Origin of the sequence: Tabrizicola sp. (assembly GCF_041919135.1) — a bacterium.
Taxonomy (GTDB): domain Bacteria; phylum Pseudomonadota; class Alphaproteobacteria; order Rhodobacterales; family Rhodobacteraceae; genus Tabrizicola.
This window is the reverse complement of sequence record NZ_JAYRUJ010000036.1, coordinates 1-11,144: the sequence shown is the minus strand read 5'-3', so window position 1 is coordinate 11,144 and position 11,144 is coordinate 1. Positions and strand designations below refer to the sequence as shown.

Here is an 11,144-nt window from a genome sequence, read left to right as displayed (position 1 = left end):
TCCCTGGCCTGGCCTGCCAGCGGGCCACGCGGGGTGGGCGCCTCGCCCAGATCCGTGTTTGTCATGGGGTCAGGTCAGGTTGAAAGCTTGGTCTGGAAAGTATTTCGCCAGCCGGATATCGGCCGAACGGGCATGGCCCTCCATCCCTTCAAGCCGCGAGATCCGCGCCGTAGCCTCTGCCAGCGGCCGCGACCCTTCGCGCGTGGCGCGCTGCCACGTCACCGTCTTCACGAACTTGTGGACCGAAAGCCCGCCCGTATAGCGCGCCGCCCCGGAGGTCGGCAGAACATGGTTCGGGCCCGAGGTCTTGTCGCCAAAGGCGACGGTCGTTTCCTCGCCCAGAAAGAGCGAGCCGTAAGAGCGCAGCCGCCCCAACCACCAGTCCGGAGCCTCGGCTTGAACGTGCAGATGCTCGGGCGCGAAACGATCGGCCACCTCGGCCATCTCCTCGGCATCGGCGCAGAGGATCACTTCGGCATAGTCCGCCCATGCAGCGGTGGCGCTTTGCCGGTTCGCGTCGGGCAGTGTGGCGATCAACTCGGGCACCCGCGCCATCACCCGTTCGGCCAGGGCGCGGTCGGAGGTGACCAGCCAGACCGGCGAATTGTAGCCATGCTCGGCCTGTCCGACCAGATCGGCAGCCACCATCTCGGAATCGGCGCGGCCATCGGCCACCACCATGCTGTCCGTGGGTCCGGCGAACATGTCGATGCCCACCCGTCCGAAGAGGATGCGCTTGGCTTCGGCGACGTACTGGTTGCCCGGCCCCACCAGCATGTCGGCCCTTGGCAAGCCGAAGAGGCCGTTCGCCATCGCGGCGACACCCTGCACGCCGCCCATCGACAGGATGACGTCCGCCCCGCAAAGGTCCATGGCGTAAACGATCGCAGGCGGGATTCCGACGCCCGGGCGCGGCGGTGAACAGGCCGTCACATGCGGCACGCCCGCCACCTTTGCCGTGGTGATCGTCATGATCGCGCTGGCCACGTGACTGTAGCGCCCGCCCGGGACGTAGCAGCCTGCCGCCGAAACCGGGATCTGCCGCTGGCCCGCGATCAGACCCGGCAGGATCTCGACCTCGCAATCGCGCACCGTGGCGCGCTGCGCCTCGGCAAATCGGCGCACGTTGGCATGGGCAAACTGGATGTCCCGCTTGAGCTGCTCCGGCACCTGCGCCGCCGCGGCCGCGCGCGCCTCGGGCGGGACGATGATATCGCCCGTCCACTTGTCGAGATCGCGCGCAAACCGGCGCGCCGCCTCTTCGCCCCCGCTCGCAATCTCGGCCAGCATCCGGGCCACGACGTTGTGCACGTCCTTCTGGTCCGTTTCGGCGGTGCGAACGGCTTTCTTCAGATAAATCATGGGTTCAGCTTCCCGGTCACATGCGCCCTTTCCAGGGCACGAGGCGGCGCTCGACGAAACGCATCAAAAGGTCGAAGGCGAAGGCGATGGTGGCGATCACGAATATCCCCATGATCACGACCGGGGTCTGCAGGAACTGGCTGGCTGAAAGCACCATGTAGCCAAGCCCCTTCGTGGCCGCGACCATTTCGGCGGCAACCAGCGTCGTCCAGCCGAAACCGATCCCCACCCGCATCGCCGTCAGGATTTCCGGCATGGCCGAGGGCAGGATCACATGCCGCATCACCTGCCAGCGGGTCGCCCCGAAGGAATAGGCAGCGTGGATCTGCTCGATCGCGGCCGATTTCACCCCCGACCGGGCGCCAAGGACGATGGGCGCAAAGACCGACAGGAAGATGAGAAGGACCTTCGACGTCTCGCCGATGCCGAACCAGATGATCATTAGCGGCAGGTAGGCCAGCGGAGGGATCGGGCGGTAGAACTCGATCGGCGGATCGAAGATGCCGCGGATCAGGGGGCTCATCCCCATGGCCAGACCCAGAGGCAGGCCGATCACGCAGGCCAGAAGGAAGGCGCCGAAGACCCGGGCGGTCGAGATGAAGATATGTGCCAGGAACGAGGTGTTGGTGAAGCCCTCGCTCCAGATCTGGAAGAATTTCTCGACCACCAGCTGCGGTGCGGGCACGAAAAGCGGCTTCACCAGCCCCAGCGCCGTGACCAGCCACCAGACGAACAGCATCGCGGCAACCGAGGCGACCGAAAGCCAGAAGGTGTTGCCATGGCCCGGCACGCCGTAGATCTCGCCCGGACGGGTGGGCCGCGACCTGGCCATCCGCGCGATCAGGCCGGGGGATTTCGGGGTCGGAGCATCGGTCATTCGACGGCCTCCTCATCGGCGAAGATGATGTTCAGGACCTGTTCGCGCAGCGCGATGAATTCGGGCGCGGCCTTGACCTGGCGCGCCGGGACGCCGGACTGGAACTGGCGCGAGAAGGGCAGATCGAAGATATGGGTGATGCGGCCCGGCCGGGGCGACATGACGATGAGCCTCGTGCCCATGAACAACGCCTCCTCAACACTGTGGGTGATGAAGAAGACCGACTTCCCGGTCTCGCCCCAGATGTTCAGGATCAACTCCTGCGCCTTTTCCCGGGTCAACGCGTCCAACGCGCCCAGGGGCTCGTCCATCAGAAGAACCTTGGGGTTGCAGGTCAGTGCCCGCGCGATGCCGACGCGCTGCTGCATCCCCCCCGACAGCTTGTAGACCGGAGAATTCTGGAACCCGTCCAGACCCAGAAGGCCGATGAATTCGTTGGCGGTGCGGTGCCGTTCCGCCTTTGCAACGCCCTGGATCTGCAGGCCGAAGGCCACGTTGTCGATCACGTTCAGCCAGGGCAGAAGCGCGTGTTTCTGGAACACCACCGCGCGGTCCGCCCCCGGCCCCTGCACCGACTGGCCATCCAGCGACAGCATGCCGGACGTCGGCGACAGGAACCCCGCGATCAGGTTCAGAAGCGTGGACTTGCCGCAGCCCGACGCGCCGAGCGCCACCACGAACTCCCCTTCCGGAATGTCGAGATCGATGTCGCTCAGCGCCGCGACGGGCGGGCGGCCATCGGCCGCCGGGTAGACGACCGACACGTGATCTATGGTCAGGCTCAAGGCCAGGCTCCCTTGTGTCAGGGTGGGCCTGCCCGGACCTCTCTGCCCGGGCAGGCCGCACCTTCGCTTACTGGGCGGCGGCCGCAGCGTAGGACGGGTTCACGAAGGCCGAATAGTCATCGAGCGTCGTGTCAATCCGGCCCGCGCCTTTCAGGAACTCGGCCGTGACCTTGATCTGTGGCGCCGCACTGCCCAGCCAGGTATCCGCCACCTGGGTCGTCATCGGCAGGAAGGTGAAGCCCTCCAGGATCCCGGGCACCTGCGCCGGGTCGGCACCTGTCGCGGCGGCGAGGGCCTTGACCTCGGCGCTGTCCGCCGTCCAGGCGGCCGGATCGGCCAGATACATGCCGTTGACCCTGTCGACGGCCTTCAGGAAGGCCACCACCTTGTCGGCATTCGCTTCGGCGAAGGCCCGGTCAACTACCCAGCCGTCATAGGTCGGAAAGCCCCATTCCGCTGTCTGATCCGCCCCGATCACCAGCGTCCCGGTCTTCAGGATCTCCGACTGAACCGGCTGCCAGATCCAGGCCGCGTCGATGGTGCCCTGGCCCCAGGCCGCCGCAATGTCATCGGGCTTCATCCCGAGGATATTCACATCCGCTTCGCCCAGGCCCTCGTGCTGCAAGGCGCCCATCAGCGAATAATGCGCGGTCGATCCGATCGGCACGGCCACGGTCTTCCCCTTCAGATCGGCCACGCTCGCGATGCCCGCGTCGGCACGGGCGATCAGCGATTCCGCTTTGCCGATCACGTCCGAATAGGCGATCAGCTGGATGTCCAGGCCCGAGCTCGTCCCGATCGCGACGGGCGACGAGCCCAGTTCGGACAGGACCACATCGCCCGAGGCCATGGCCGCGATCACATCCGTCCCGGCGTCGAACTTGCGCCACTCGATCTCCCACCCGGTCGCCTGGGCCAGCTCGTCCGTGGTGGACAGAAGCTGCATCGGCGTCGGGTTGCCGAAATGGCCGATGATAATCTTCTCGGCCAGGGCCTGCCCGGCCAGCAAGGCCGATGCGGCCGCACCAAGCAGAAGGGTCTTCAGGTTCAGGCTCATTGTCGTCTCCTCTGTTGTCGTGTTCTTGGTCGTTCGGGTTCACTCGGCGCCGACCCAGCGCCGGACTGCCTTTTCACTGTCCGCCGTCGCGAAATCCTTGATCGCTTCGGCCAGCACATCAAGCGTGTCGAAGGCGGCGGCGCCGGGCGCAGTGGCTCCGGGCAGAAGCGAGAACTCGGTGCAGGCGATCATCTGCACCTTTGCCCCGTTTTGCAGCAACTCCTGCGAAGCGGCCTTCAACCGGGCCTCGGGTTCCTCGCCGCGCTCGCCCATCTTGATCCGCCGGATCGCGCCCAGCAGCGCTGCCTCGTCGCCAGGGTAAAGCGTCTGGACGCCCGCGCTTGCAAAGGCCGCATCGAACAATCCGATCCTGCGCACGGCGGGCGAGGCAATGATGCCGACCCGGCCGTCCGGCCCGGCCAACCGCACCGCCTTCTTGACCGACAGCTCGACCATGTCCAGGAACGGCACCGCGACCGAGGCCCGGATCGCCGGAGCGTAATGATGGGCGGTGTTGCAGGGCATGGCAAGCGCTTCGGCGCCGCCCGCGACCAGCCTTTGCGCCATCTCGACAAGGACGGGACCGGGGTCATCGCCCGTTCCCTCGATCAGCCTCCGGATGCGCGACGGCACCTGCGGGTTCTGATCCACGAGAAGGGGAATATGATCGGCATCATCCTCGGCCTGAACCGCCTCAAGAACCTTCTGCATCAAGAGAATGGTCGCCTCTGGCCCCATCCCGCCCAGAATGCCCACGCGCCGCATCAGGCAGTTTCCCCGTGCTGCAGGGCCGCGACCGCGCTCAGGATGTGATCGGCCAGCAGATCGCAATCGGACAGGCTGAAGGTCAGCGGCAAGCGCATGTCGAAGAGACCCGCCAGGATGGCATCCGTCCGCGGCAGATCCTGCGCCGCCACATAGCGCCAGCTGTGATGGTCCGAGGTGAAGCCGACCGGCTCTGCCCCGCCGAACCATTTCACCTCGACCCCGACCGCCGCCAGAACCGCCACAAAAGCCTTCGCCCTGGCGCGCGAGATGCCGGGCAGGCGAAACTGGATCGAGGACCCCACATAGGTTTCGGCCTCAGGCCGTTTCGGCAGGCGGATGGCGGGTGATTTCGCCAGGTGCCCCGCCACCCGATCGTATCGCGCGTTCCAGCCCGCGATTGCCGCCTCGATTTCCCGCAACTGCGGGCGCAGCAGCGCCGCGCGCAGGCTGTCCATCCGCGCCGAGCAGTTGGGTGTCTCAAGCCGGAGCGCCTGATAGACTTCCGCAGCGGGCCCCGCTCCGTGCCGCTCGTACAGCATGTAGGAACCCGAAAGGATCGTTGCCCGCGCCATGAAGGCCGCATCGTCCGAGGTCAGCAATCCGCCCTCACCGGAATTCATGTGCTTGTAGGTCTGCGTGCTGAAGCAGCCTGCAAGGCCGAAAGAGCCCGACGCCCGCCCGTCCCACTTGGCCCCCATCGTATGGGCGCAATCCTCGATCAAGGTGATCCCGAGATCGCCCACGATCTGCACCAGCCGCGCCATGTCGCACAGATGCCCGCGCATATGCGACAGCAACAGAATGCGCGCCCCGCTCGCCCTGGCCTTTATTGCAAGATCATCAAGATCGATCACCAGATCTTCGGTGATCTCTGCCAGCACCGGCCTGCCGCCCACGGCTGCAATCGCACCGGGGACCGGTGCCAGCGTGAAGCCGTTGGTCAGGACCGCATCCCCCGGCGTCACGCCCGCGGCGCGCAGGGCGATCTGCATCGCCTGTCCGCCCGAGGCGACCGCAAGACAGAAGCGCGCGCCTTGCCAAAGCGCGAATTCCCGCTCCAGTGCCATGGCCTCGCTCTCTTCGGCGCCGCGTGTGTTGTAGCGGTGCAGCCGGCCCGAGCGCATCACCGCCACAGCCGCCTCGATCCCGCTATCCGGGATCGGCGTCTGCTGCGTGAAGCTCTTTTCAAAGCGCCCGGGGGCCATGGGATCAGGCCACCGCCAGGGCTTGCTGGTCTTGCGCGAAGGCCGCCACATAGCCGAACAGCGCCGCCGAGCCGCCGGTGTGCAGGAAGACAACTCGCTCGCCCTTCCTGAACCTGCCCTTGCGGCAGTAATCGATCAGCCCCGCCGCACCCTTGCCAGAGTAGACCGGGTCAAGCAAAACCCCCTCAAGCTGGGCGAACATGCGGATTGCTTCCAGCGTATCCTCGCGCGGGATGCCATAGCCCGGACCGACATAGCTGCTGTCGGCCACCACATCGGCGCGGGACACCACATCGGGGCAGCCAAGCTTTTCTGCCGTCTTGCGGGCCAGGGCAAAGACGTTTTCTTCCTGCTTCTCCCTGGGCGCCCGCACACCGATGCCGGTCAGGGGGATGCCGGCATTGATCGCCTTGAGCCCGGTGATCAAACCGGCCTGCGTGCCCGCCGAACCGGTCGCCGTGACCAGGTGATCAATGACAAGGCCCCGATCATTGGCTTGGCCCACCAGTTCGAACGCGCAGTTCACATAGCCCAGTGCCCCCGTCGCATTCGAGCCGCCGCCGGGGATCAGATAGACCTTGCGCCCCTCGCCGCGCATCCGTTTGGCGACGGCTTCCATCTCGGCCTGCATGTCCATGCCGCCCGCGCGCTTCGAAGTGGTCGCCCCATGCAGGTGATCCAGCAGCACGTTGCCGTTGCCGTTGTAATTGGCGTCATTCGAACCGGTGCGATCTTCCAGCAGGATATGGCAACCCATACCCAGCTTGGCCGCGAAAGCGGCCGTCTGGCGGGCGTGGTTGGATTGGGTGGCACCCTGGGTCATCACCGTATCGGCGCCCTGAGCCAGAGCCTCGGCCATAAGGAACTCCAGCTTGCGGGTCTTGTTACCGCCCGTCGAAAGGCCGGTGCAGTCATCGCGCTTGATCCAGATCTCCGGCCCGCCCAGTTCCTTCGAGAGGCGATCAAGCTTTTCCAGAGGAGTCGGCAGATGTGCCAGATGAACGCGGGGAAAGCGGGCGAGATGCATGGCCAGTCCTTGTCTAACTTGTGTTCTTCGACTGTCACATAGATTTTGCCCTCTGCCCAATTCGAAATTCTTGAACTATCATGCATGAATTGCAATTTGCGTGATCCTGCAGGAGGCTGCATGCGACTCGAATGGTTGGAAGACATCCTCGCCATCGCGGAAACCGGTTCGTTCAGCGGCGCGGCAGAGCGGCGGCGGCTTACCCAGTCGGCCTTCTCGCGCCGCATCCAGCAGATCGAAACTTACATCGGCGTCGAGTTATTCGATCGCGCGCACAAGCCGATCCGGATGCAGCCCACGACACTCGCGCAGAACGAGCAGATCGTTCAGCTTACCCTCGGCCTGCGGCAACTGATTGCCGACCTGCGGCGCGGTGAGCGTCTTTCAAGCAACAAAGTGGTGCTGGCCTGCCAGCACTCGCTCACCACCGTCCGCCTGCCGGACCTGCTGCACCAGATGTCCGAACCGGCGAACGGCATCCACATCCGCCTGCGCTCGGCCAACCTGGATGAATGCACGGGGCTGCTTCTGTCGCGTCAAGCCGACATTGCCATCGTGTTCCGCCTGCCCAACGAGGCGGGCGATCTGATCGACGATTTCATCGAGGTCATTGCCATCGGTTCGGATCGCTTCCTGCCCGTGTTCAATACCGCTCTGGCGTCGGCCGCCGAAGGCGGGCTGCACGAGATCCCCTATATCGCTTACCCCTCCGACGTGTTTTTCGGCACCGTCATGGAGCGGCGGATCCTGCCGCATCTCGACCCCGAGGTTCACTTCATCCCCAAGGTCGAAACCGCGCTGACCCTTGCGGCGGTTGAAATGGCCGTGGCGGGCGTGGGCGTCGCCTGGGTGCCCGCCTCGCTTGCGCAGGAGCGGATCGCTTCGGGCCGGTTGGTCGATCTCTCCTCCGCGCTTCCCGCCTGCGATCTGGACATCAGCGCCATGCGTCTGGAAGCCAGCGCCTCGCAAGCGGCAGCGCTGTTCTGGGCGCAGCTTCTGGACTTTTGAAGGTTGTTGCCGCAGAGGCGCACGCAGGAAAGCGCCCTGGCTCCGGCTTCGTGGGCCTGTGTGCGGCGACCCGCGCGTGCGTCGTCTCGGCGGGCCGGCGTGAGGTGGCGGATCACATCACGACAGTTGCAGCCAGCGGATGGGATGGGCGGAAAAGCCGTGGCATCAACGGCGGCGCAAGAGTCGGCCATGGTGGCGGCGGGATGAGCACGGTTTCGCCAGCGGCTACACGATTGCTAACCTGACACGCCGTCCGGCGGGCGACAGCACCCGCCACCGTGCCCTCAGCGCCCCTTGATCCGCTTTGCCGCCTTCACCCGCTTCGCCAGCGCCTTGCCCTTGCGACGGCGGTCGAGCGCCTGAGCGCTATGCCCGGCGTCCTCCGCACGGAGTTTCTTCCAGCGCTCCACCCGGGCGGCGTCCACCGCGCCGGCGACGACCGCCGCCTGAACGGCGCAGCCGGGTTCGGGCCCATGCGAGCAGTCGCGGAAGCGGCACTGGCCGGCGAGCGCGGAAATCTCGGCGAAGGCCTCGTCGATGCCTTCGGCCATGTCGGTGAGGCGAAGTTCCCGCATGCCCGGCGTGTCGATCAGCCAGCCGCCGCCGGGGATTTGGTGCATCTCGCGCGCGGTCGTCGTGTGGCGGCCGCGCATCTGGTCGGCGCTGATCTCGCCGGTGTCGAGGTCAAGGCCGGTCAGCGCCGAGGCGAGCGTGGATTTGCCGACGCCGGACATGCCGAGGAAGGCCACGGTCTGGCCCGGCCCGCACCAGGGTTTCAGCGCCTCCGCCGCATCGGGTGCCCTGGCGTTCAGCGCCACGGTAGGGATCGTCGGGCCGATGGCGCGAAGGCGGGCGACGTAGGCCTCGGGCCCGTCGCTGCAGTCCGTCTTGGTCAGGACGAAGACCGGGGGCACGCCCCCAGCGTGCGCGAGCGCGACGTAGCGTTCGAGCCGCGCCTCGTTGAACTCCTCGGTGCAGGAGGTGGTGAGGAAGACCGTGTCGACGTTGGCCACGATGAGCTGTTCGCGGGCTTCCTCCCCGGCCGCACGGCGAAAGATGCGGGAGCGGCGGTCGAGAAGCCGCGCCACCCGGCCCGTGTCGGGGTCGGCGAGCACCCAGTCGCCCACGGCGACATCGCCCGCCGGAAGGTCTGGGGGCAGGGCCAGTTCGGCCGCGCCATTGGCCGTCAGAGTGGCAAGGCGGGCGCGGTGGACGCCGGTGACGCGCGCGGGGACGAGCGCTTCCCGCTCGGCCGCGCCGAGAAGGTGGTCGAAGTCGTCAGACCAGCCGAGGCTGGCAAGGGTGGGGTTGGGGGTCAAGGATCTGTCCTTTGGTCAAGCCGATACCGTCTCCCGGCAGCCTTGGCCGCGGGCGGGTGATGTCGGGACGGGCGGGACAGGTCTGAGGTCTCAGCGAGCCCCGGCCCGGAGGATAACAAGCTCTGCCATGTTCAACTCCTTCGCCGGGATGCGATGTGAGAGGCTGGACTTCTCCAGTCTACATAAAACCCTTTAAGCTTCAATGCCTTGCGCGTGGCTTGCTTGACCGCCCTATTGCGCGAACTTTTGTGCCGATTGTGGCATCGAAAACTTCGAGAACGATATCATCCTGATGCGCGACGCGCAAGTTGGTCGGTTTCGCGGTGTATTGACACGGTGTGAGTTTGCCAGCGGGACGCAGGATCCTGTCGACCCATCGGCCAAGACTCTTTGCGTTCGCCTGGCTACGCACTGCTATGGCCTCCGGACGGGTGCCTAAGTGTCACTGGCGGGCGCGCGACATCGCCGAAGGGTCAACGGCCAAGAAGACGCTTGCGGCCGCCAGTGAGTTCCCACGACGTTCCCGTCAGGCCGTCGCTTTGGCTCACGTAGTCAGAACGTTCTGCGAGCAACGACGAAGGTGACGACAATGGCGAGATGGCCCCACGAAGACTCCCCGCTGGCAAAATACCTCGAGAAGCGCGTTCTCGAACTCCGACCGCACAAGACCCAAGCCGAGTGTGCCGAGCAAGCCGGCTTCATCAATCCCAACATGATCGCGATGCTGAAGAGCGGCGCGACGAAACTGCCGCTAGACCGCATTCCGAGCCTCGCCGCCGCCTTGTAGTGCGATCCCCGGTTGCTCGTCGGCCTGGCCCTCGATCAACCCGGAGGCGACACCAAGGTGCGTGCGATCAAAGACACCTTTGGCGTCGTGGTCACAAGGAACGGGGCCGCCTGGATCAACGAGATCCGCGACGCCTCCGGCCACACGGATCCGAGCCTGACGTCGCGTGGCAGATCCGCCATCCGGGGAATCTTCCGGAAATGACCTTCCGTGGACAGGATTGCGGGTGTCCCGACGGACAACACCTGAACGACCACACCGCGAACGAGCGTGGCTGGATCGAGTTCATACGACTGTTATCGAGCGGCCGGGACTCCGCACCGAGGCTGCGGGACGTTCAACTGCTCAGGCGGCTGTTGCAGAGACACGGCCGAAGATGAATGCCTCGGGTCGAGCGTCGACTGTGATCCTGCGAAAATTCCTCACATTCCTGCCTCCCGCCAAGTCGTGATCCAGCGACGGCTGATCGCTCTTGCTCGTGGCGATGCGTTGAGAGGGACCGTGGTTACTGCGTTTCGACATGTTCTGATCTAAGTTCGCCCATGGATACCATCAAACGTCAGATGGTAGCTCGGGTTAGTGTCCGATCTTGGGGGGGCAGTTCCGGGCGGGATCCACGCCACCATCCAAGCGAAGGCGGGCTGTGACCCGCCCTAATTCCCCACTCGCTGGTCCTTGAGCGCCCTTTGTCCCGCCAGCTTCGTCCGCGCCTGGGCCTCCCCTCCGCCGCCTCCCGTCCGGCGACTACCCCGGGGCCGTCACAGCCCGTCGACGAAACGCGTCACCGCCGCGACGATGATCGTGGCAATTCCGCCTTCCAGGTCGTGGCCCATTCCGGCGACCTCGATCATCTCCGAGCCCGTAATGCGGGCGGCGATGTCGCGGCCGTGCGCGAGCGGCAGCAGCGTGTCTTCTGTGCCGTGGATGACCAGCGCAGGCACCTCGATCT

11 protein-coding genes are annotated in these 11,144 nt (G+C 65.8%); 2 read left to right on the top strand and 9 right to left on the bottom strand.

Going from position 1 to position 11,144, the window contains the following annotated elements; all coding sequences use genetic code 11:
* Window positions 1–69 precede the first annotated feature (69 nt).
* The 7 genes from hisD to ACE3UA_RS17260 all read right to left on the bottom strand — a co-directional run bounded on the left by hisD (window position 70) and on the right by ACE3UA_RS17260 (window position 7,081).
* Complete coding sequence (gene hisD / locus ACE3UA_RS17290) at window positions 70–1,362, bottom strand: histidinol dehydrogenase (protein WP_301917686.1); 1,293 nt, start codon at window positions 1,360–1,362, stop codon at window positions 70–72.
* 16 nt (window positions 1,363–1,378) lie between these two features.
* Entirely contained in the window at window positions 1,379–2,239 is an 861-nt protein-coding gene (locus ACE3UA_RS17285; RefSeq protein ID WP_301917685.1) for an ABC transporter permease subunit, read from the bottom strand.
* The gene (locus ACE3UA_RS17280; protein WP_301917684.1) at window positions 2,236–3,024 is read right to left on the bottom strand and encodes a taurine ABC transporter ATP-binding protein; all 789 of its coding nucleotides are present in this window, start codon (window positions 3,022–3,024) and stop codon (window positions 2,236–2,238) included. The genes ACE3UA_RS17285 and ACE3UA_RS17280 overlap by 4 nt, the downstream gene beginning before the upstream one ends.
* A gap of 67 nt (window positions 3,025–3,091) precedes the next feature.
* On the bottom strand, window positions 3,092–4,081 hold the full coding sequence (locus ACE3UA_RS17275) for an ABC transporter substrate-binding protein (RefSeq protein ID WP_301917683.1): 990 nt from the start codon (window positions 4,079–4,081) through the stop codon (window positions 3,092–3,094).
* A gap of 39 nt (window positions 4,082–4,120) precedes the next feature.
* Complete coding sequence (locus tag ACE3UA_RS17270) at window positions 4,121–4,846, bottom strand: aspartate/glutamate racemase family protein (protein ID WP_301917682.1); 726 nt, start codon at window positions 4,844–4,846, stop codon at window positions 4,121–4,123.
* Window positions 4,846–6,054: a DegT/DnrJ/EryC1/StrS aminotransferase family protein gene (locus tag ACE3UA_RS17265; protein ID WP_301917681.1), complete on the bottom strand. Its 1,209-nt coding sequence runs from the start codon at window positions 6,052–6,054 to the stop codon at window positions 4,846–4,848. Before ACE3UA_RS17265 ends, ACE3UA_RS17270 begins: the two co-directional genes overlap by 1 nt.
* Before the next feature lie 4 nt (window positions 6,055–6,058).
* On the bottom strand, window positions 6,059–7,081 hold the full coding sequence (locus ACE3UA_RS17260) for a D-cysteine desulfhydrase (RefSeq protein ID WP_301917680.1): 1,023 nt from the start codon (window positions 7,079–7,081) through the stop codon (window positions 6,059–6,061).
* 120 nt (window positions 7,082–7,201) lie between these two features.
* On the opposite strand from ACE3UA_RS17260, the gene ACE3UA_RS17255 reads away from it, so the two are divergent.
* Window positions 7,202–8,089, top strand: a complete 888-nt coding sequence (locus tag ACE3UA_RS17255; protein ID WP_301917679.1) for a LysR family transcriptional regulator — start codon at window positions 7,202–7,204, stop codon at window positions 8,087–8,089.
* A 284-nt stretch (window positions 8,090–8,373) separates the two neighbouring features.
* Here ACE3UA_RS17255 and rsgA read toward each other — a convergent pair whose 3' ends face one another.
* Window positions 8,374–9,408: a ribosome small subunit-dependent GTPase A gene (gene rsgA / locus ACE3UA_RS17250; protein ID WP_374647356.1), complete on the bottom strand. Its 1,035-nt coding sequence runs from the start codon at window positions 9,406–9,408 to the stop codon at window positions 8,374–8,376.
* A 589-nt stretch (window positions 9,409–9,997) separates the two neighbouring features.
* Here rsgA and ACE3UA_RS17245 point away from each other — a divergent pair.
* The gene (locus ACE3UA_RS17245; protein WP_301917677.1) at window positions 9,998–10,195 is read left to right on the top strand and encodes a hypothetical protein; all 198 of its coding nucleotides are present in this window, start codon (window positions 9,998–10,000) and stop codon (window positions 10,193–10,195) included.
* A gap of 758 nt (window positions 10,196–10,953) precedes the next feature.
* On the opposite strand, the gene ACE3UA_RS17240 is transcribed toward ACE3UA_RS17245, so the two are convergent.
* The coding region (locus ACE3UA_RS17240; RefSeq protein WP_374647354.1) for an alpha/beta fold hydrolase at window positions 10,954–11,144 on the bottom strand (191 nt) is incomplete at its 5' end.